The organism is Streptomyces angustmyceticus (genome assembly GCF_040701845.1).
Lineage (GTDB): Bacteria > Actinomycetota > Actinomycetes > Streptomycetales > Streptomycetaceae > Streptomyces > Streptomyces angustmyceticus_A.
On record NZ_JBFBHQ010000002.1, the window covers coordinates 761258 to 782406 of the forward strand.

Here is a 21149-nt window from a genome sequence, read left to right on the forward strand (position 1 = left end):
CGCCGAGAGGATCCACACGTGCTTGGTTCGCAGATGAAGCCGGTTGCGAACAGAGAAGGACACAGAGACATCGGGACGCTCATCCGGGGCGCCCGGGCCCGCACCGGCGTGAGCCAGCGGGTGATCGCCGAACGCTCGGGCATCAGCCTGCGCACCCTGCGGGAGATCGAGCAGGGCCGTGTCAGATCCCCACGGGCCAGTTCGCTCAAGAGGCTCGCCGAAGCCCTCAGCGAACCCGAACTGTTCACCCATGTGCCGGGTACCGCGCCGCAGGGCGAGGCCGGCTACACCGACGACGACCCGCTGGCCCTCCGCGTCCTGGGCCGGCTCGCGGTCTCCAGGGGCCCGGTCGAGCTGACCGCGGGGACACCGAAGCAGCAGAGCCTGCTCGGCCTGCTGGCCCTGCGCGTCCACCAGGTGGTCGACCGGGACGAGATCATCGACGTCCTGTGGGGCGACGACATCCCGGACTCCTTCGGCCAGTTGATCCACACCTACGTCTACCGCATACGCCAGCTGCTGGAGACGCACGCCGGCCCCGATGGCGCACAGCCCCGGCTCGTCCGCCGCGCCACCGGCTACGAACTGCAGATGCCCGATGACGAGCGGCTCGACATGCTGCGGTTCCGCCGGCTCGTCCGCGAGAGCGGCCGGGCGCGAGCGGTGCACGACCCCGAGGCCGAAGTGCGGCTGCTCGATGCGGCGTTGTCGCTGTGGTGGGGGCCGGTGCTGGAAGGCATGGGCGAGAGCCTGCGGGACCATCCGGTCGCCGTCGAGTCCGCGCAGCAGCGGGTGGCGTCGGCGCTGCGGCTGGCCGACCTCGTACTGCCGCGGGGGCAGTACGAGTCGGTCCTGGACCACCTCGGCCCGATCGCCCGCAGCCACCCCCTGCACGAGGGGGTGCACGCCCGGCTCGGCACCGCGCTGGCCGGTTCCGGCCAGCGGGCCGCCGCACTGGAGATGTTCGCTGCCGTCGACCGGCGCCTGCGGCAGGTCAGCGGCATCGGCGCGGGTGAGGAACTGCGCACCGCGCAGCTCGCCATTCTTCGGACGGACGAGGAGCGCGTCCCGGTCCGTGCGGTGCTCCGTGCGCCCGGGGGCGAGCCGGTCCGCCCGTTCCAGCTGCCGCCGGGCATCCGCGACTATGTGGACCGGCCCGAACAGCAGCGGATCCTGCACCACCTGACCGGGCGGGGACCGCAGGTGTCGTTCGGCGCGGCACCGATCGCCGCCCTGTACGGCCCGGCCGGGGTCGGGAAGTCCATCCTCACCGCGCGGGTGGCGACCGCCTCCCGGCCCGCCTTCCGTGACGGCATCCTCCACGGCGAGCTGCGCACCGGTTCCCCGGACGAGGTCCGTGCCCTGCTGGGGCGGTTCCTGATGGCGCTCGGGGTGCCGGCCGAGTCGGTGCCCGACGGCCTGCCGGGGCGCAGCGCCCTGTACCGCGGGCTGCTCACCAAACGTCAGGTGCTGGTCGTCATCGACGACGCGGCGGACGAGCAGGCCGTACGGCCGCTGGTGCCGGGCGGAGTGACCAGCGCCCTGCTCATCAACAGCCGGGTGCCGCTGTCCGGCCTCGAAGGAGCACGGCACTTCCGGGTCTCCCCGTTCGGCGACGATCAGGCCCTCGCGCTGCTCGCACACCTTGCGGGGCAGGCGCGGGTGCGCGGGGAGCGCGGCGCCGCCGTCCGGATCGCCCGGCTGTGCGGACGGCTGCCGCTGGCGGTACGGGTCGCCGGCATGCGGCTGGCGGCCCGGCCGCACTGGACGCTCGCCCGGCTGGCCGACCGTCTCGAGGACGCGGCGCACCGGCTGGACGAGCTGGCGATGGGGGACCTCGACGTACGCGACCGGCTCGGGCGCGGCCGGCCGGTCCTCGAACCGAGGCTCCGCGAGGCGCTGCGCACGCTCGCGGACGCCGAGGAAACCTTCACCATCGCCTCGGCCGCCGAGCTGCTGGGGCACCCGGTCAGGGAGGCCGAGGACGTCCTGGAGGCTCTGGTCGACCAGCAGTTGCTCGAAGGCCCGGCCCGGTCCGGAGGCGAGTACGCCTTCCTTCCCCTCACCCGCATCCACGCCAGGGAGCCGGCCTGACCGGCGCCCGCCGGACACGGACCGGCCGGCCCGGTGCCCGCCCGCGAGGGCCGCACCGGGCCGGCCGTCGTCCTCCCGGCGGCGGGACGCCGGGCCGTGTCCCCGCGCCGCGGTGGCGGGGGACCGGTCCCGGCGGGCGGTGGGCGCGGTCAGCCGCACAGTTCCTTCAGCCGGGCGAGCAGGGCCGCTTCCGTTCCGCCCTCCTCAGGCACCGGCGCGACCTGGAGGTGGGTGACGCCGGCCTCCCGGTAGGCGGCGAGCCGGTCCTTCACATAGCTCTCCGGGCCGCAGATCGTGGTGGCCTCCAGCAGCCCGGCGGGCACCGCCGCCGCGGCTCCCTTCCGGTCGCCCGACCGGAAGAGCCGCTGGATCGCCTCGGCGTCGCGGGCAAAGCCGTAACGGCACACCAGGTCGTAGTAGTAGTTGTGGCCCGGTGCGCCCATCCCCCCGATGAACAGGGCGAGCTGACCACGGGCGCGCTCGCGGTGGCGGGCGGCGTCCGGGCCGATGGCGAGCAGCCCGCCGGCCGAGATGCCCAGCGGTCCGCGACGGGTGTCGCGGGCGGCGGCACCGGCGCGCAGACTCGGTCCCCAGACCTGGTCGCACCACTCGGGGACGAAGAACATCGGCAGCCAACCGTCGGCGGTCTCGGCGGCCATCCGCACGTTCTTCGGGCCCAGGGCCGCCACCCACACCGGCACCTCGGGCCGCACCGGCGCGGTCAGCAGGCGCATGGGGGTCCCGAGTCCGCTGCCGCCGGCGTCGCCCGCGGGCAGCGGAAGCCGCACGGTACGGCCGTCGTACGTCACCGGCGCGTCCCGCCGCCAGAAGCTCCGCATCACCTCGATGGTCTCGCGGGTACGGGCCACGGGGGCGCAGTACGGCACCCCGTGCATCCCTTCGACGACCTGCGGCCCCGAGGTGCCGATGCCCAGATGGGCGCGTCCTCCTGACAGGGCGTCGATCCCGGCCGCGGTCATCGCGAGCAGCGCGGGCGTCCTGGTGAAGACCGACAGGATGCCGGAGCCGATCTCCACCCGGCTGGTGCGGGCGGCGAGGTACCCCATGAAGCTGGGCGCGTCAAAACCGTACGCCTCCGGTACCCAGACGAGGTCGAGCCCGGCGTCTTCGAGGGTGCTCACCTGCCGGGCGGCGGCGACGATGTCGCCGTCGTAGCGCAGCTGCATCGAGATCTTCATATCGCTCCCGGCGAGGAGGTCCGGACGGCGGCGGGCGGTTCGGTGCCGAGCGGGCGGTAGCCGCCCTCGGCGACCGTCTCCCGCACCCGGAACTTCTGGATCTTCCCCGAGGCGGTGAGCGGGAACTGCTCCGCCAGGAACCACCGGGCAGGGATCTTGTGGGGGGACATCCGCTCGCGGCACAGCGCGACCAGCTCCGTGAGGTCGATCCGGGCGCCGGGCGCGGGCCGGAGCACGGCGGCGACGACCTCGCCCCACCGCTCGTCGGGAACGCCGACCACCACCGCCTCCGCGACCGTCCCGGCCGTGCAGAGCACCTCTTCGACGGCGACGGGCGAGATGTTCTCCCCGCCCCGGATGATGATCTCGTTCAGCCGCCCGTCGATGCGCAGGGTGCCGGTCGCGTCCATCGAACCGAGGTCGCCGGTGTGCAGCCAGCCGTCGGCGTCGACCTTGCGGGCGGTGGCCTCCGGGTCACCGTGGTAGGCGAGCATCTGCTGGTAGCCGCGGGCGCAGATCTCGCCCTGGACGCCCAGCGGTTGGACCGCTCCGGAGCGCGGATCGACGATCTTGACCTCGGCGTGCGGCAGTGGCCGGCCCACGGTGCTGGTCTTGGACCGCGCGGAGTCGTCGGGGCGGGTGAGGGTGAGCACCGAGGCGAGCTCGGTCTGCCCGTACAGGTTGAAGACGGTGGTCGAGAAGAGCTCCTCGGTCTCGCCGATGAGCCGCGCACGGACCGGGGCGGCGCCGGTGAGGACCGCGGAGAGCACCGGCCGGTCGGTGTCCTCCCCGGCCACCTCGTTCAGGGCGGCGAGCACCGTGGGCACGCTGGTCAGGACGCTGCCGGGGGTCTCCCGCAGCGTGTCGAGCAGCAGCTTGGGGCTGAACCGCTCCAGCAGGGTGAACGTCCCGCCGCTCCACAGCGGCCCGAGGCAGGAGATGACACAGCCCGCGGTGTGGAACATGGGCAGCGGCGAGACGACGTTCGATCCCTCCCGGACCCCGAGCCCCGCGAAGGTGAAACGGGAGACGTTGACCACGGCGCGGTGCGACAGCAGCACGGCCTTGGGCGCCCCGGTCGTGCCCGAGGTGAACTGCATCTGGGCGGGCACACCGGCCGCGGTGATCTCCTCGTCGGACGGCAGGGGAGCCGTCCCCTTGAGGCTCTCCCACGCACCGAGCGACACCACGTGGCGCAGCTCCGGCAGCGCGGCCGTGACCTCGCGCACCACCGCGGCCATGTCGTAGTCCCGGCTGCGGTCGGCGTGCACCAGCATTTCCGGAGCGGAAACGCGCAGGGCATGCGTGAGTTCCTCGGCGCGGAGCGTCGGATTCAGCGTCACCAGGGTCACCCCGGCCAGTGCCGCGGCGTATTCGAATATCGGCCACTCGGGAATGTTGGGTGCCCAGAGGGCAACCCGGCTTCCCAGTGGGACACGGTCGCGAATTCCGGCCGCCACGCGCTCGGCCTCGGCCAGGAGCGCGGTATAGGTCCACAGGCGCCGGGGGCCGCCGTCCTCCGGGACGCCGGCCAGTGCGAGCGCCTCGCCGTGTGCCGCGACGGTGGCTCGCAGCAGGGCGCCGACCGTGAGGTCGCAGAGCGGGACCGAGCGGTCCGGTGGACGCCACGAGGTGCCGGGTCCGGTGGGCATGCGGGCTCCTTGCGATCAGTGAAATCGGGTTCCGGACGATATTTTGCGGGCGCATCATTCCGGTGCGGGCTATTGCCGGAAAGCGGCAGTAATTAATTCAGTTCCTTGCCAGATCCCCCGTCCGGGGCGCCATTAAGGTGTACCCATTGATTCCTGGGGAGTGCTTATGACGGAGATTCCGGCGGACAGCTGGCCGGGCCTGCGGGACATTCGGGTGCTGGACCTGTCGCGGCTGCTGCCCGGTGGGTTCGCCACGGTCCTGATGGCCGACCTCGGCGCCGATGTCATCAAGGTCGAGAGTCCGGGCGACGGCGACTACGGCAGGCTCGTCGACCCCGAGGCCTTCGCCGCGCTGAACCGCAACAAGCGCTCGCTGGTGCTCGATCTGCGCGAGGACGAGGGGCGCCGGACACTGCTGCGCCTCGTCGAACGCAGCGACGTGGTGGTGGAGAGCTACCGGCCGGGAGTGCTGGCGGGCATGGGCCTGGGCTACGAGCAGCTGCGTGCCGCCAATCCCCGGATCGTGCTCTGCTCCATCAGCGGCTTCGGCCAGACCGGTCCGTACGCCTCCCGCCCCGGGCACGATCTCAACTTCCTGGCGCTGTCCGGTTTCTTCGCGGTGCCGCACCGCACGGAGGGCAGCGTCGACCGGGTGGGGGTGCGGGTCGCGGACCTGGCCGGCGCCATGTACGCCGCGTACACCACGGTCGTCGCCGTCTCCGCGGCGCGCGCGACCGGAACGGGCCGGCACCTCGACGTGTCCCTGCACGAGGCCGCAGCGGCCTGGTGCGGCCCGCTCGCCCTGCCGTTGCTGCAGCGCGCGGACCCCGTCGACAGCCCGCTGGTCACCGGGGACAACGACGTGTTCACCACCGCGGACGGCGGCCGGATCGCGCTGGCCACGTTCGAGGACAAGTTCTGGCGCACGTTCCGTACCGCCCTGTGCGAGGAGTTCCCGGCACTCGCCGACGACGCCTACGACCGCAGGGCCGAGCGCACCCGCGCCAAGAAGAAGATCGGGGCACTGCTCACGGAGGTGTTCGCCCAGCGCGACCTGGCGTGGTGGACGGCCACCCTGTCCGCCCTCGACCTGCCGTGGGCGCCCGTCTACGAGTCGGCCGGGGAGCTGCTGACGGACGCCCACATCCGTGCCCGGGGGCTGGTGGGCACCCTGCCCGGCTCGGCGGCCGAGCGGCCCCGCCGGCAGGTGCGCTTCCCGGTGCTGTGCGGCGACGATGTCGACTCGCTGCGTCGCCCGGCCCCCGCACACGGCGAGCACACCGCCGAGATCCTGGCCGCACTGGACGGCTGACAGACCATTTCCCTCCCCCGAAACCGTAAGGCCCCGTCCAGGACGGGGCCTTACGGCGTTGCGGGCGGCGGGTCAGCGCGGGAGCGCCAGGCCGATGCCCCGTTCCACGGCCGCGGCGTGCACCGCCGCGGCCACCGCGATGTCGTGCACCCCCATGCCGAACGGGTTGATCACCACGCGCTCCTGCGCGCCCACCGGACGGGCCGTCGGATCGGCGAGCAGCGCCGGCAGCTCGGCATCCACCGCACGGCCCTTCTCCGGAGCCTCGCCACCGGGGCCGGTCACCCGGCCCGCGCGGGCCAGCACCCCCAGCAGCCGGTGGTCGTCCGCCGCCACCAGGTCCCAGTTGTCGACGAACAGCCGGTCGCAGCCGAGCAGCAGGCTCTCCGCGGCGTCGTCGAGCGAGACATTGACGAAGGTCGCGCCGGCCGGTACCCAGTCCAGCTCGACATAGGGCTCGGTGGTCGTCGTCACCGCGACCGTGAGCTGGGCTCCCTCGACGGCGTCGCGGGCGTGGCCGGCGACCCGGAACGTCATCTCCGGGTGGGCGCCGCGCCACGACGCGGCACGCTCCTCGGCCCGTTCGCCGTCCCGGTCGTACAGCGTCACCTCGGTCAGGGCGGGACACACCTCGGCCAGCAGTTCCAGGTGGACCTCCGCCTGCCGGCCGCAGCCGAGGAAGGCCGCCCGGGTCAGGCCGCCCGGCGCGCGGAGGGCCCGTACCGCGGCGACCGAGACACCCGCGGTGCGCAGCGCGCTGATCCGGGCGCCCTCCATGAGGCACATCGGACGCGCCGTCTCCGGGTCGTTCAGCACGATCAGGCCGGCGGCACGCGGCAGACCGGAACGGTGGTTGCCCAGCGACGCATTGATGATCTTGCAGCCGTAGCTGCCCGCCGCCCACCCGGGCAGGATGAGGCTGCGCGCGCTGTCACCGCTCGCCGTGGTCCAGCGCAGGGCGGCTTCCGGCGTCAGCCCGGCCTCCTCACGGGCGAACGCCAGCAGGGTGTCGTGGACGATGTCGACGACGGGCAGATCCGCGCAGATCCGCGCCACGTCGGCACTGTCGAGATAGGTGATCGGGGTGGCGGTCATGTGCCTGTACTTCCTCCGGGAGATGAGCTGCCGGGGCGGGAGCGGCCCAGCAGGTCCAGAGCCACGACGGTCTCGTCGTCCGCTCCGTGGGCGAGGGGTGAGCCCGCGTCGAGCCGGGGGTACTTCTCGCCGCTGTCCGGGCAGACGACGGCGATCTCCGTCAGGCCCGGATCGTGCAGGGCCCGCACCAGTGAGGCGAGGACGGCCGCCCCGGCGCTGCCGCCGATCGAGAGACCGGTGCGCGCCTCGACGAGCGCGCAGGCCGCCGCGGCGTCCTGGTCGCGGAGGCGCACGAGGTGGTCCCAGTGGTGCGGTGCGAGGAATCCGGACACCCGTCCGGAGCCGAACCCGGCCAGCTTGAAGGGGCGTTCGGCGACCGGGCCGCCCAGAGCTGCCGAACCGACCGCGTCCACCGCGATGATCCGGGCCGCCGGCAGCGCCTTGCGGAAGTACCGGGCGATGCCGGCGAGGGTCCCGCCGGTGGAGACCGCCACGGCCACCGCGTCGTACGAGCCGCCCGGCGCCGCCGCCACCAGCTCCACCGCGGTCTGCGTCTCGTGGACGCGCGGGTTGGCGGGGCTGCTGTACTGATCCGTCCACACGGCGGTGGGGTCTCGGCGCAGGATCTCCTGCACCGCCGTCAGCCTGGCGTCGAGTGTCCTGCCGCCCGGCACCTCGTCGACCACCACGACGTCCGCGCCGTGGGCGGTCATCCGCTCGACACTGCTGTGCGGGGTGCTGGGCTCCACGACCAGGGTGCAGGCGTAGCCGCGCGCCGCACAGAGGCCGGCCAGTGCCGTTCCCAGGTTGCCCGAGCTGGACTCGACGACCCGGCAGCCGGGTCGCAGCGCGCCGGTCGCCTCCAGGGCGGACAGCAGCGCCTCGGCGGTGCGTGCCTTGATGGAGCCGAACGGGTTGCCGGCCTCCAGCTTCAGCCAGAGCCGCACGGTGCGCTCACCGAGCGGCACGAGGACGGGCTCCAGGGGAGTGCCGCCGGTGCGGACGGCAGCGGCCGCGGGGAGGGGCGGCGAGGCGAAGTGCGTCATTGGTGGGTCACTCCGTGAGGCTCTCGGCGGGGGCACCCTTCGCGTCCGCGTCCGGCCGGGTCGTATGGCGGGGCCCGATGTCGCTGATCCGGTAGCCGTGCGGATAGCCCGGATACGTCCGGGCGGTCGGCCGGGTCATCAGCCGGGCCATCAGCGCCGGTGCGAGACGCTCGGCCCGTGCATGACCGCGCAGTCCGAGGGTGTTGAGGGCGCGTGCCCAGGGCGCGGGCGCGGACATCGCCAGGGCGTGGCGGGCCGGATCGTCGAGCCGGCAGGGCAGCGTGGCCCGCACCACGGCACCGACCGGGCGCGGGTACCAGGACGAGTAGAGGTCCATGATCTGGGTGCCGACACGGTGGTTGCTCGGCACCCGGCGGAACGCCGACCGCTCGAAGTCGCGGTTGAACCGCTCGAACTCGTCGTAGTCGGACGGCAGGTCCCGGATGTTCATCCGGCGTCCCACCTCGACGAAGAAGTAGAAGGCCGCCAGACGTTCCGTCTCGGTGGTCCTGCGCCAGGCCCAGCGGTCGATCCACCGGATCGGTTCGTAGACGAACGTCGACAGCACATAGCGCATGTCGTCGTTGTCGATGGTGAAGCGGCGGTGTGCCTGGTTGATCTGGCGCAGGGCCTGGCGGCCGCGCTCGGAGTCGTATCCGCCGCGGACCATCTCGCCCAGCAGGATCCGGGTGTCGTCGTACCGCTTCTGTGCGTGCCGGGCGAACTCCCCGCTGCCGTCCAGCACCGAGGAGATGCTGGGCACACAGCAGGTACGCCAGATGGCCACTTCTAGGCCTCTGCCGTAGTCCCACGGGAATTCGCGGTCGGAGGATATGCGGTGGATCTGCTCGTGATCCGCTTTCGGATCGAGTGAACGCAGGTGTCTCAGGGTGGCGTACCGGTCTCGCATTCCGTACCTCGATCGCAAGGGGGAGGGGCGCGACGGGCCCCGTCAGAGGGGGGTGGATCCGGTGGCGTTCGAGCCCTCCAGCCGCGACGGATCGAAGCGGTGGGTCTCGAATCGCCACTGCAGCTGGCCGCTGAGCCAGCTGCGCAGGCCCTCGACATGCCGGCGCAGCATGGCGAGTTCGGCGGGGGAGAGCTCCGCTTCCAGGGCCGGGCCCGGGAACGAGCCGCTGAGCTCGGTGAAGCGGTCGAAGCGCTCCTGGACCATCGCGCCGACCGCGTTCGCGGCGGTCTGCAGATCGGTCCCGTGCTCGTGCCGGTGAACCAGGACGAGGTTGTGCGGATCGCTGAGCAGCGCTTCCTTCTCACAGGAGAAGAGGTCGTTGGTCCACAGGTCGGCGTCGGACAGCGCCTGGTTCATCTCGGTGAACTCGGGCAGCCGGTAGACCTCCTCGGGGATCTCGGCGTGCGTAGTCACCTCGATGAGGTCGAGGTAGGGCATCAGCGCACGGCCGCGGTGCTCGATGTACTCCGCCAGACCGGGCACCCGCCCGGTGCGGCGGTTCTCCGCCTCCCAGACGCAGGTGTCGAAGAAGGCGCCGATGTGCCCCGCGAGTCGTGCCCGCCAGGTGTCGGAGGTGTACGGGGCCGTGCGCCGCCACAGGTCGGCGTAGGCCGGACGGAACGCACGGGTGATCGAGGCGTCGACGGACGCGGTGGGACGCTCGTCGACGGTGCCGTCGGCCGGGAGCCAGCCGAGCACCTCGTCGCACACCGCCCGCAACCGCTCGGGCTCCTGGCCGAGCCGGGTCTCGTCGAACTGGTCGTCCAGGACCAGCATGCAGCTGATCCAGTCCGTCACCAGCGCGAGTTCGACCGGGCCGGAGTGCGGATACGCCCGGGACATCAGCGTGCCGAGCAGGGAGCGTTCGTGGTGGCGCCGGGCGGCCTCGTCGGGCACCAGCCCGAAGCGGCGGACGAAGGCCCGGGTGCTCTCCTCCACCTGCGCGGTGAAGGGGCTGATCCGGGGCGGGAACTGGGCGTGCAGCTGGGGTATGTCAAGGGACACGGTGTCACCCGTCGTAGAGGCGTGGGAGTGCGGTCTGCGGTCTGCGAAGTGCGGGGGAGTGCGCATGGGGCGGGGCGGGCGGCGAACGGCGCGGCCCCGGCGCCGGGTCAGGAGGGCAGCTGGAGCGACTTGAGCTCCTGGAACTCCTGGATTCCGTGGCGCCCGAGTTCGCGCCCGACCCCCGACTGCCGGTAGCCGCCGAAAGGCGCGGCGGGGTTGAACGCGGCGTCGTTGATGTCGACCTGCCCGGCCCGCAGCCGGCGGGCCACGGCGGTCGCCCGCGCGGTGTCGGCCGACCACACGGTCGCCGCGAGGCCGTACCGCGTCGCGTTGGCCTGCGCCACGGCGTCGGCGTCGTCGTCGAAGGGGAGGACGGTCAGCACCGGCCCGAAGATCTCCTCCTGGGCCAGCGGGGAATCGGGCGGCACCTGCGTCCACACGCTCGGCGTCACATAGTGGCCGCGGGCCGGCACCCGGTCCCACGGCGGCCCGGCCACCTGCCGCGCGCCGGACCTTCTCGCCGCGTCGAGGTACCCGAGGACGCGGTCCCGCTGGGCGCGGGAGACCAGCGGGCCCAGCCGGCAGGCGGGATCCATCGGGTCTCCGGGCACATACGCGGCGAGCACCGAGCGGACCAGCTCCAGAGCTTCGTCGAGCCGCGCCCGCGGGACGAGCAGCCGGCTGCGGGCCGAACAGGTCTGCCCCGCGTTGTGCAGCGCGCCGTGGGTCGCGTCGGTGACGGCGGTCTCCAGGTCGGCGTCGGGGAGCACCACCGTCGCCGATTTACCGCCCAGTTCCAGGCAGACCTTCTTGACGCCGAGGGCCGCGGCGGAGCCGACCTCCCGGCCGGCCGCGAGCGAGCCGGTGAACGACACCACGTCCACGCCCGGATCGGCGGCGAGGGCCCGTCCGGCATCCGTCCCCCGGCCCGGGACCAGGTTGAACACCCCGGGCGGCAGGCCCAGCGCGTCGATCAGCGTGGTGAGGAAACAGGCGGACAGCGGGGCGAGTTCACTGGGCTTGAGGACGATCGTGCAGCCCGCGGCCAGGGCCGCGCCGACCTTCGCCACCGCCTGGTGCAGCGGATAGTTCCACGGGGTGATCGCGGCGACCACCCCGGCCGCCTCCCTGACCACGAGGGAGTGGCCGATGCGCTCCTCCCCGCTCGCGGCCGCCTCGGCGGCGTAGGCCTCCAGCACCTTGACCGGCAGCCCCACCTGCACCCGCCGGGAGAACGACAGGGGAGAGCCCATCTCACGGGTGATCAGGCCGGCCATCTCCGCCTGGTTCTCGACCAGCAGGTCCCGCAGCGCCGACAGATGTCCGGCACGCACCGGGGCCTCGGTGGCGGACCAGGCGGGGAGGGCGGTCCGAGCGGCGTCGACGGCGCGCCGGACGTCCCGTGCGTCACCGGCGGCGATCCGCCCCACGATCTCCTCCGTGGCGGGATTCTCCACGGCGACGGTCTCGGCCGCGGCGGGTCGGGTCCACCGGCCATCGACGTAAAGGGAGTCAAGCGGCAGGGATTCCATGGCCTGGGTAATTCTCCTCGAGGAGCGAATACAGCGCTTTCGATGTCGGGCAGGCCAAACGATTACGCACGGACGGCTCGGGCGACTGGAGACAACCTGAATGAGGAACTGCCCCTGCACGGCGCCGAAGACCACACACCGGCAATTGCGGTTACCGTACCGATTCGGCATTGGCCGGTCGTGTTTGCTTTTCGATGGAGAGGCCATCCGTGTCCCCAGCTCTCATACGTCCCCCACGATTCGACGGCACCTGGCTCAAGCGGTACCGGCCGGTGACCGCCCCGCGGCTGCGGCTGTTCTGCCTGCCCTACGCCGGCGGCACCGCCGGTGCCTTCCACGGCTGGGCACACGCGCTGCCCGGCGACGTGGAACTGGTCGCGGTGCAGTACCCCGGACGGCAGGACCGCTTCGACGAGCCGTGCGTGGCGGAGATGGCCCTGCTCGCCGACCGCATCACCGAGGCGCTGGCGCCGCTCCTCGACCGGCCGTTCGCCCTCTTCGGGCACAGCATGGGAGCGGCGGTCGCCTATGAGGTCGCGCTGCGCCTGGAGAGCCGCCACCACGCCCGCCCCCGGCACCTGTTCGTGTCCGGCCACTCCTCGCCGCTCCGGCCGCGCCGCCACACCGACGTCCACCTGAAGGACGAGGACGCGATGCTGGAGTGGTTCGGCGCACTCGGCGCGATGGACCCGGCGGTCCTCGCCGACCCCGAACTGCGCCCGCTGGTGGTTCCCTCGCTGCGCGCCGACCTGCGCCTCATCGAGACCTACCGCCCCGCGGCCGCCCGGCCGGTGAACGCCCCGCTGACCGCCTACGTCGGCGACGCCGACCCGGGGGTGCCGCCGGACGACGCCGCCGCATGGAAAGAACTCACCTCGGGGGAGTTCTCCTTCCGTGTTTTCCCCGGAGGGCATTTCTACCTGTCGGACCAGGAAACGGAACTTCTGGCCGACCTCACCGAACGGCTGGGAGGAGCCCCCGTATGAACGGCCACGACGACATGGCAGACCGGGCCCGCAAAATCATGGTGGACGTCCTGGATCTGCGGCTGAGTCCCGAAGAAATCGATGACAGTGCCTCGCTCTACTCGCCGATGATTCAGCTCGATTCCCTCAATCTGCTGCAGCTCCTCCTCGCGGTGGAGGAGGAGTTCGGCGGCCACATCGAGGACGAGGACGTCATGGACGCCGATCTGGAGACCGTCGGCGACCTCATCGGGCTCATCCGGCAGCACGCGCAGGCGACCGAGGCGGCGAGGGCGGTATGAAGGCGACCCGAAACCAGTACCTGCTGGACGAGGACGACGTACCCACGCACTGGTACAACATCCTCGCCGACCTCGAGGTGCCCGACGACGTACGGCGCGCCCGCCCCGCCACGGACGAGGCCCGGCCGGGGAAGTTGGCGCCCAACATCCCGCTGTCCCTCTACCGCGGCAGCGTCGGACGGCAGCGCTTCATCGAGATCCCCGCCGAAGTGCGCGAGCAGTACCGGACCTGGCGCCCCACCCCCCTGATCCGCGCGCACCGGCTGGAACAGGCCCTGGACACGCCCGCCCACCTCTACTACAAGTACGAGGGCGCCAACGCCTCGGGCAGCCACAAGCTCAACTCCGCGCTGGCACAGGCGTATTACTACAAGAAGGCCGGTGTCGAGCACCTGACGACCGGCACCGGCGCCGGGCAGTGGGGCAGCGCCCTGTCCATGGCCTGCCATGCCCTCGGCCTTGACTGCACCGTCTTCATGGTCCGCGTCAGCCACGCCCAGAAGCCCTACCGGCGGGTGCTGATGGAGCTCAACGGCGCCCGGGTCATCCCCAGCCCCAGCGGCACCACCGAGGCCGGCCGGGAACTGCTCGCGAAGTCCCCGGACAGCGCCGGCAGCGTGTCGATCGCCAACGCCGAGGCCCTGGAGCACGCCCAGTCCGTCTCCCGCGGCAGGTTCTGCGTCGGCAGCGGGGAGAACCATGTGCTGCTGCACCAGACCGTCATCGGCGAAGAGGCGCTGGTGCAGATGAAGGCGGCCGGCGAGTTCCCCGATGTCGTCATCGCCTCGATGGGCGCGGGCAGCAACTTCGCCGGACTGGCCTTCCCCTTCCACCGGGAGAAGCTTCGCTCCCGGGCGGCCACCCGGCTGGTCGCTGTCGAACCCGAAGCGTGCCCCAAGCTCACCAAGGGCCGCTACGCCTGGGACTACAACGACATCTCGGGCACCACCCCGATGACGAAGATGTACACCCTGGGGCACACCTTCGTCGCCCCCGGCGTCCACGCCGGCGGCCTGCGCTACCACGGGGCCGCACCGCTGGTGAGCGCCCTGTACGACCAGGGCCTGATGGAAGCGGTGGCCTACCGGCAGAAGCCGGTGTTCGAGGCCGGGGCCTTCTTCGCCCGCACGGAGAACGTCGTGCCCGCCCCGGAGTCGGCACACGCCGTCAAGGCCGCCATCGACGAGGCCGTCAAGGCCCGCGAGGAGCGCACGCCCAAGGTGATCCTCTTCAACGTCAGCGGCCACGGACTGCTGGACCTGTCCGCCTACGACCAGTACCTCGCCGGCGACCTGGAGGACCACGCGGTCTCCGACGAGCACATCGCCGCTTCGCTGGCGGCCCTGCCGGACCCCGGCCCCGTCGGCGTGACGTCATGAACCTGAGCCCCACCGGCGAACAGCGCGCGCTCGCCGAGAAGTTGTGCGCCCTGGGCGCGACCGACCTGGGCGCGGACCTGGCGGAGCGCGAGAAGACCCAGCGGCTCCAGCCCGGCGACTGGCAGCGCTGCGCCGACGCCGGAGTGTTCGCGCTCACGGTGCCCGAGGAGTACGGCGGGCTCGGCCTGGACCCGCTCAGCTGTGCCCTGGCACTGGAGGGACTCGGCCGCGGCTGCCGGGACAACGGTCTGCTGATCTCCGTCGGCGCCCACATCTGGGCCATGCAACTGCCGCTCCTCGCGTTCGGCACCGAGGAGCAGAAGCGCCACTACCTGCCCGCCCTGACCGACGGCCGGGCGGTCGGCGCCCATGCGATCACCGAGGGCGAGGCGGGATCCGACGCCCTGTCGCTGACCACCCGCGCCCGGCGCGACGGCGACCACTACGTGCTCGACGGCACCAAGAGGTTCATCACCAACGCCCCCCTCGCCGACGTCTTCCTCGTCTACGCCACACTCAACCCGGACCTGGGCTTCACCGGCGTCACCGCCTTCCTGGTCGACCGCGACCTGGACGGCGTCACCGTCGAGACCCGCTTCGAGAAGACCGGGCTGCGCACCGCCCCCTGGGGGGAGATCACCCTCACCGGCTGCCGGGTCCCCGCATCCCGCCGCCTGGGCGCCGAGAAGCAGGGCTCCAAGATCCTGTCGACCGCGATGGCCTGGGAGCGCTCACTGATCCTGGCCCCGCTGCTGGGCACCATGCAGCGCCAGATCGACCAGTGCGCCCAATACGCCCGGAGCCGGGAGCAGTTCGGCACGAACATCGGCCGCTTCCAGTCGGTGTCCCACCGCATCGTCGACATGCAGGTCCGGCTGGAGGCGGCCAAGCTGCTCACCTACCGCGCCGCCTGGAGCCTGACCCGGGACGCCGCCTCCTCGGTGTTCCCGGAAGCGGCGCAGCTGAGTACCAGCGAGTCGGCCGTGCAGACCTTCCTCGACGCCCTGCAGGTGTTCGGCGGCCTCGGCTACACCACGGACACCGATGTCGAACGCAACCTCAGGGACGCGCTCGGCACCCGGATCTCCTCGGGCACCTCGGACATGCAGCGCAAGGTCATGGCGGACAAGATGGGCCTCACCGTCAGGGCCCGCCGCCGGTCCCCGGACGGAACAGGAGGCGGCCGCCGTGACGACGCTCGTTGACCCCCTGCTCGACAACGCCGCCCGCCGGCCCGACGCCGAAGCGGTCCGCCACCGCGGCCACGCCCTCACCCACGCGGAGCTGGACCGGGCCAGCAGCGCCCTCGCCGCCACCCTGCAGGAGGCCGGCGTGGTGCCCGGCGACCGGGTCGGCCTGTGGCTCGGCAAGTCCGTCGAGGCGGTGGTGGCCCTGCACGCGGTGCTCAAGTGCGGCGCCGCCTACGTCCCCGTCGACCCCGCGGCCCCGACGGCCCGGGCGGCCTACATCCTCGGCGACTGCGCGGTCAGCGCCCTGGTCACCGACGACAGCCGCCTGGCCCTGCTGGACGAGCGCGGCGACACCGCACGGATCCGCCCCCGCCTCGTCGTGGTGGCCGGTGAGCCGGAGCACCCGCCCGCCCCCGGCCGGACCGGCTGGCAGGCGGCCACCGGGCGGGCGGTGCCCGACGGCTTCGCCCCGGTGGCGGCGGACCCGGACGACCTTGCCTATGTGCTCTACACCTCCGGCTCCACCGGGACGCCCAAGGGCGTCATGCTCTCCCACCGCAACGCCCTGGCCTTCGTCGACTGGGCCGTCACCGCCTTCGGCCTGACCGCCGACGACCGGATGGCCTCCCACGCGCCGTTCCACTTCGACCTGTCGGTCTTCGACCTCTTCGCCGCGGCCCGTGCCGGCGCCTGCCTGGTACTCGTCCCCGAGAACCAGAAGGCCCTCGGCCCCGCCCTCAACCGGCTGGTCGCCGAGGAACGGATCACCGTCTGGTACTCGGTGCCCGGCGCGCTGATCCGGATGCTCGACGCCAAAAACCGGGACCTGCTGGAATCCTCCCGGCTACGGACCGTGCTCTTCGCCGGTGAGCCCTTCGTCCTCAAGCACCTGCGGCGGCTGCGCGCCGCACTTCCCGCGGCGGCCCTGTTCAACCTCTACGGGCCCACCGAGACCAACGTCTGCACCTTCCACCGGGTCACCGACGCCGACCTGGCACCCGGCAACACCGCCCCGCCCCCCATCGGACGCCCCTGCCCGTACGCCGGTGCCCACCTCCTCGACGCGGAGGGCCGCCGTATTGACGACGCACCGGGCGCCGAGGGCGAACTGTGCATCACCGGCGACTCGGTGATGCTCGGCTACTGGGGCGCACTGGCCGGCCGGGAGCCGGGCACCGCGCCCGTCCACCGCACCGGAGACCTCGTCCGGTCCGACGGCCGGCAGGGCTATACCTTCCTCGGCCGCCGCGACCACATGGTCAAGGTGCGCGGCTACCGCATCGAACCGGAGGAGATCGAGGCCCGGCTGCTGGAATGCCCCGAGGTGCACGAGACCGCCTGCATCGCCGTCCCCGACGACCTGGACGGCGCCAGGCTGGAGGCCTACCTGACCCCGGCGGCCGGCAGCGCCCCCGACCCCGCCGCGCTGCGCCGGCACTGCCTGGAGGGGCTGCCCCGCTACATGGTCCCCGCGGCGTTCCACGTCATCGGCGCCTTCCCGCGCACCTCGACGGGCAAGGTCGACCGCCGCGCCCTGGCATCGGGCCGCACGGACGCACCGGACGGGGGAGTTCCGTGCCCGCCCGCGTCCTGACCCCGCGCTGGCCCAGCACGGCACTGGGCCGGGACAAACGCGTCAACGTCCTCCTCCCGGGGCGGTACGAGGAACACGGCCCCGGCCATCCCGTGCTGTACCTGCTGCACGGCTACGGCGGCGGCAAGGACACCTGGCTCGCACACACCGGCCTGACGGCGGCCCTGGAGGACAGCCGGCTGATCGTCGTCCTTCCGGAGAGCGGCCGGCGCTGGTTCGTCAACGACCACGCGGGACTGCGCTACGAGGACTACCTGATCCAGGACCTCCTCCCGGCCGTCGACGCCCGGTACAACACCCTCGCCGGCCGCTCGGGCCGGGCGATCGGCGGATTCTCCATGGGCGGCGCGACCGCGCTGTTCCTGGCGCTGCGCCACCGCCACCTGTTCGCCGCGGTGGCCTCCCATGCGGGCGCCTTCGAGGCCCCCCGCCGGATCGGCGACCCCTACGCCGAGCACCGCTCCGAGCCCGGCTTCGTCATGCCGACCGTCGAGGCCCACGAACGGGTCTGGGGTCCGCCGGGCAGCGCGACCCGGCGCCGCTACGACCCGTACCGGCTGATCGGGGCCGACAGCCCGCTGCCGCCCCCCGCCCTCCACCTGGACATCGGCACCGGCGACCACGACCGCATGATCCGGATGAACCGCAGGGTGCGCGACGCCCTGCACGGGCGTGGCTGGCCGGTGGCGTACCACGAGCGGGAGGGCGGCCACGACTGGGAATTCGTGAACCGTGCCCTGCCCTCGTCGCTGGAATTCGTGAGCCGCCGGCTCGCATGAGGAACCCCGATCGGAGTGTGAACCGCCCCATGCCGTACGCGGCGAGCGAACCCGTCGTCCTGGTGACCCGCCCGCGCCCCGGCGTCGTGCAGGCCGCCCTGAACCGCCCGCACCGAAAGAACGCCCTGACCGAGGAGGTCTTCCGCGCCCTCGGCGACCTGTGCGCCGAACTCCGCGAGGACCGCTCGGCCCGGGTCCTCGTGCTGACGGGAGCGGGGGAGACCTTCTCCTCCGGATACGACATCGACGAGGTGGGCCGGGTCGCCTCGCTGGAGCCGCAGGACCTGATGGCACTGCTGGACCGGCAGGGGCGGGTGGTCTCGGCGCTGTGCGACCTGCCGCAGACGGTCGTCGCCGCGGTGGACGGCGTGGCGGCCGGCGCGGGCCTCTCGCTCGCCCTGGCCGCGGACCTGCGGGTGCTCTCGGCACGGGCCCGGCTGCGCGCCGCGTTCGTCCGCATGGGCCTGTCCGGCGGCGACATGGGTGCCTCCTGGTTGCTGCCCCGGATCGCCGGGCTCGGATTCGCCTCCGACATGCTGCTCACCGGCCGGTTCGTGGACGCCGACGAGGCGCTCCGGCGGGGTGTCGCGAACCGCGTGACCACGGGCGGCGACCTGATGGCGACCGCACTGGATGCCGCGGAGCAGATCGCGGACAACAGCCCCGTGTCGCTGCGGTTGACCAAGCACATCCTGCAGGCCAACACCGACGCCCCCTCGCTGGAGGTCGCCCTGCGGGCGGAGGCGTCGGTCCAGGTGGCCGCCGCCAAGTCCCCGGACGTACAGGAGGCGGTGGCCGCCTTCCGCGAACGCCGCGCCCCCCGCTTCGGCGCCGCGCCGAACGAGACCGACTCCACGGAGGAACAACCATGAACACGGAACCGAGCTGGCGGCCCGCCGTGGTCGAACCCGGCACCGCCGGCGCAGCGGCGGGCCCGCGCGGCCTGCGGGAGTATCTGGACGGCACGGACCTCGGCGCCCTCCTCGTCCGTGAGAAGGCGGTGCTCTTCCGGGGCTTCGCCGGCGCACCCGGCAGCTACGACGAGATCGCCGGCCTGCTGCTGCCCCGCCGGCTGGCCTATGTGCACGGCAACTCGCCCCGGACCAAGGTGGGACAGAACGTCTACACCTCCACGGAGTACCCCGCCGAGTACGAGATCTCCATGCACAACGAGATGTCGTACGCCGCCTCCTGGCCCGCGCGGATCCTCTTCCACTGCGAGGTGGCGGCGGCCACCGGCGGCGCCACTCCCGTCCTCGACGGCCGGCTGTGGCTGGAGTCCCTCGACGCAGAGGTCCGCGACGCCTTCGCCGGCGGGGTCCGGTACACCCAGAACCTGCACGACGGCATCGGGTTCGGCAAGAGCTGGCAGGCGACCTTCGAAACGGAGGACCGCGCGGCGGCCGAGGCCTTCCTCGACGGTACGGGGGCCGACTGGGAGTGGCGGAACGACGGCTCGCTGCGGGTGAGCCTGCTCCGGCAGGCCACCCTCGCGCACCCCGTCACCGGCACCCGGGTGTGGTTCAACCAGGCCGACCAGTTCCACCCCGCGGGACTCGGCGACGACGCGGCCGCCCTGGCCGACGTCCTGTCCGAGGACGAACTGCCGCAGTACGCCGTCTTCGCCGACGGCTCGCCCATCCCGGCGGAGTACATCCACCACATCCAGGAGACCGGGATGCGACTGGCCGTCGACGTGGACTGGCAGGTCGGCGACCTGCTCCTGGTCGACAACGTCGCCGTCGCCCACGGCCGGCGCACCTACACCGGCGAGCGGCGCATCCTGGTGGCCATGTCGGACTGAGACGCCCGGCCGCACCGAGGAGCGACGGGGAAAGCCCGAGGAGCGAGAACGGAAGGGGGAGGCCCGGTGGCCGAGGACCACCGGGCCTCCCCCTTCCGCCTGTTGCGCCGCTGCCGGGCGGCTAGGCTTCGCGGTGCACTGCCTGCCCCGCCATCCGTACCAGTGCGTCCGCCCACTGCGGCGGCACGGACCGCCGGACGGCCTCGCTCGCGGTGCCCAGCCGCTCCGCGATGATCCGCTCGACCTCGTCCCGCACCCCGGTCCGCAGCAGCAGATCGTGGAGCGTGTCCGGATCGGCGGCGGAGAGGTCGTCGCCGACCAGCGCCCGGACCTCCGGCGAGGTGCGCAGCGCGGTCGACATCAGCAGCGTCATCTTGTGCTGCTGGAAGTCCAGCCGGGCGGGCTTCCCGGTGACCGCCGCGCTGCCGAAGGCGTCCAGCAGGTCGTCGCGCAGCTGGAACGCCTCGCCGACCGCGAGCCCGTAGGCGTCGAACGGCTCCAGCAGGTCTTCGGCACCCGCCAGCCTCGCCCCCATCGCCAGCGGACGCTGGACGGTGTAGCGGCCGGACTTGAACAGCGCGATCCAGCTGGACAGTTCGGGATCGGGCACGAACTGCGCGGCCGCCCGGACGTCCAGGAACTGGCCGATCATCAGCTCGGTGCACAGCTCGCCCCAGATCTGCCGGACCGGGTCCGGCAGGCCGGCCAGCAGCCGCTCGGCATAGACCAGGGCCAGGTCGCCGGCGAGCACGGCGACGCTCTCGCCGTAGCGGCGGCCCTCCCCGCGCCAGCCGCGCTCCTGGTGCAGCGCGGCGTGCGTCATATGGGCGGTCGGCCTGCTCCGGCGCAGTGCGGCGTCGTCCATGACGTCGTCGTGCAGCAGCGCGAAACTGTGCAGCAGCTCCAGGGCGGCGGCCACCTCGACGATGCCGCGCCCGTCGGGTGCCCCACCGCCGGCGAGATAGCCGGCGACGCAGAAGGACGGCCGCAGCCGCTTTCCGCCGCTGCCGACCATCTCGGCGACACAGTCGACGAGTTCGACCGCGTCAGGATTGAGCGCCGCCCACGAGCGGCGCTCCTGCGCGAGGAATTCCGCGAGACGTCGTTCGACCCGGGCCAGTATGCGATCGCGTTCCTCCAGGGCGAGAACGGTGAATTCATGGCTCACCGGCAGGGCGGTTGACATAGCAGCTCTCCTGATGCCGGGGCAGCGGTCGGACGGTGGGACCGA

The 21149-nt window shown here is 72.6% G+C and carries 18 protein-coding genes; 10 read left to right on the forward strand and 8 right to left on the reverse strand.

Annotated elements, in window-relative coordinates; all coding sequences use genetic code 11:
* The first annotated feature begins 33 nt into the window (after window positions 1-33).
* Window positions 34-2094, forward strand: a complete 2061-nt coding sequence (locus AB0411_RS07345) for a BTAD domain-containing putative transcriptional regulator (RefSeq protein WP_366416267.1) — start codon at window positions 34-36, stop codon at window positions 2092-2094.
* A 149-nt stretch (window positions 2095-2243) separates the two neighbouring features.
* On the opposite strand, the gene AB0411_RS07350 is transcribed toward AB0411_RS07345, so the two are convergent.
* Together AB0411_RS07350 and AB0411_RS07355 are read right to left on the reverse strand one after the other, a co-directional pair.
* Window positions 2244-3293 (reverse strand): LLM class F420-dependent oxidoreductase, encoded by a 1050-nt coding sequence (locus tag AB0411_RS07350; protein WP_366416268.1) that lies wholly within the window; start codon window positions 3291-3293, stop codon window positions 2244-2246.
* Entirely contained in the window at window positions 3290-4945 is a 1656-nt protein-coding gene (locus AB0411_RS07355) for a class I adenylate-forming enzyme family protein (protein WP_366416269.1), read from the reverse strand. Before AB0411_RS07355 ends, AB0411_RS07350 begins: the two co-directional genes overlap by 4 nt.
* 166 nt (window positions 4946-5111) lie before the next feature.
* Here AB0411_RS07355 and AB0411_RS07360 point away from each other — a divergent pair, with 166 nt between their 5' ends.
* Window positions 5112-6257 (forward strand): CaiB/BaiF CoA transferase family protein, encoded by a 1146-nt coding sequence (locus AB0411_RS07360; RefSeq protein ID WP_366416270.1) that lies wholly within the window; start codon window positions 5112-5114, stop codon window positions 6255-6257.
* A gap of 72 nt (window positions 6258-6329) precedes the next feature.
* Here AB0411_RS07360 and AB0411_RS07365 read toward each other — a convergent pair whose 3' ends face one another.
* The 5 genes from AB0411_RS07365 to AB0411_RS07385 all read right to left on the reverse strand — a co-directional run bounded on the left by AB0411_RS07365 (window position 6330) and on the right by AB0411_RS07385 (window position 11905).
* Entirely contained in the window at window positions 6330-7352 is a 1023-nt protein-coding gene (locus AB0411_RS07365) for an ornithine cyclodeaminase (protein WP_366416271.1), read from the reverse strand.
* Entirely contained in the window at window positions 7349-8398 is a 1050-nt protein-coding gene (locus AB0411_RS07370) for a cysteine synthase family protein (RefSeq protein ID WP_366416272.1), read from the reverse strand. The genes AB0411_RS07365 and AB0411_RS07370 overlap by 4 nt, the downstream gene beginning before the upstream one ends.
* A gap of 7 nt (window positions 8399-8405) precedes the next feature.
* The gene (locus AB0411_RS07375) at window positions 8406-9185 is read right to left on the reverse strand and encodes an oxygenase MpaB family protein (protein ID WP_366416273.1); all 780 of its coding nucleotides are present in this window, start codon (window positions 9183-9185) and stop codon (window positions 8406-8408) included.
* Between the two features lie 165 nt (window positions 9186-9350).
* Window positions 9351-10373: a terpene synthase family protein gene (locus tag AB0411_RS07380; protein ID WP_366416274.1), complete on the reverse strand. Its 1023-nt coding sequence runs from the start codon at window positions 10371-10373 to the stop codon at window positions 9351-9353.
* A 107-nt stretch (window positions 10374-10480) separates the two neighbouring features.
* On the reverse strand, window positions 10481-11905 hold the full coding sequence (locus AB0411_RS07385) for an aldehyde dehydrogenase family protein (protein WP_366416275.1): 1425 nt from the start codon (window positions 11903-11905) through the stop codon (window positions 10481-10483).
* 209 nt (window positions 11906-12114) lie between these two features.
* On the opposite strand from AB0411_RS07385, the gene AB0411_RS07390 reads away from it, so the two are divergent.
* From AB0411_RS07390 to AB0411_RS07425, 8 genes are read left to right on the forward strand one after another with little or no spacing between them, the layout of a single operon-like run.
* Window positions 12115-12891, forward strand: coding sequence for a thioesterase II family protein (locus AB0411_RS07390; RefSeq protein WP_366416276.1), 777 nt, complete (start codon window positions 12115-12117; stop codon window positions 12889-12891).
* On the forward strand, window positions 12888-13172 hold the full coding sequence (locus AB0411_RS07395; protein WP_366416277.1) for a phosphopantetheine-binding protein: 285 nt from the start codon (window positions 12888-12890) through the stop codon (window positions 13170-13172). The genes AB0411_RS07390 and AB0411_RS07395 overlap by 4 nt, the downstream gene beginning before the upstream one ends.
* Entirely contained in the window at window positions 13169-14551 is a 1383-nt protein-coding gene (locus AB0411_RS07400; RefSeq protein ID WP_366416278.1) for a TrpB-like pyridoxal phosphate-dependent enzyme, read from the forward strand. Before AB0411_RS07395 ends, AB0411_RS07400 begins: the two co-directional genes overlap by 4 nt.
* Window positions 14548-15756 carry an acyl-CoA dehydrogenase family protein gene (locus tag AB0411_RS07405; protein WP_366416279.1) on the forward strand — a complete coding sequence of 403 codons (1209 nt, stop codon included), beginning with the start codon at window positions 14548-14550 and terminating at the stop codon, window positions 15754-15756. The genes AB0411_RS07400 and AB0411_RS07405 overlap by 4 nt, the downstream gene beginning before the upstream one ends.
* Window positions 15740-17335, forward strand: coding sequence for an amino acid adenylation domain-containing protein (locus tag AB0411_RS07410; RefSeq protein ID WP_366416280.1), 1596 nt, complete (start codon window positions 15740-15742; stop codon window positions 17333-17335). Before AB0411_RS07405 ends, AB0411_RS07410 begins: the two co-directional genes overlap by 17 nt.
* On the forward strand, window positions 17317-18114 hold the full coding sequence (locus tag AB0411_RS07415) for an alpha/beta hydrolase (protein ID WP_366416281.1): 798 nt from the start codon (window positions 17317-17319) through the stop codon (window positions 18112-18114). The genes AB0411_RS07410 and AB0411_RS07415 overlap by 19 nt, the downstream gene beginning before the upstream one ends.
* Before the next feature lie 17 nt (window positions 18115-18131).
* Window positions 18132-18986, forward strand: coding sequence for an enoyl-CoA hydratase/isomerase family protein (locus AB0411_RS07420; RefSeq protein WP_366416282.1), 855 nt, complete (start codon window positions 18132-18134; stop codon window positions 18984-18986).
* On the forward strand, window positions 18983-19918 hold the full coding sequence (locus AB0411_RS07425) for a TauD/TfdA family dioxygenase (RefSeq protein ID WP_366416283.1): 936 nt from the start codon (window positions 18983-18985) through the stop codon (window positions 19916-19918). Before AB0411_RS07420 ends, AB0411_RS07425 begins: the two co-directional genes overlap by 4 nt.
* Before the next feature lie 121 nt (window positions 19919-20039).
* On the opposite strand, the gene AB0411_RS07430 is transcribed toward AB0411_RS07425, so the two are convergent.
* Window positions 20040-21104 carry a polyprenyl synthetase family protein gene (locus AB0411_RS07430; protein ID WP_366416284.1) on the reverse strand — a complete coding sequence of 355 codons (1065 nt, stop codon included), beginning with the start codon at window positions 21102-21104 and terminating at the stop codon, window positions 20040-20042.
* Window positions 21105-21149 lie beyond the last annotated feature (45 nt).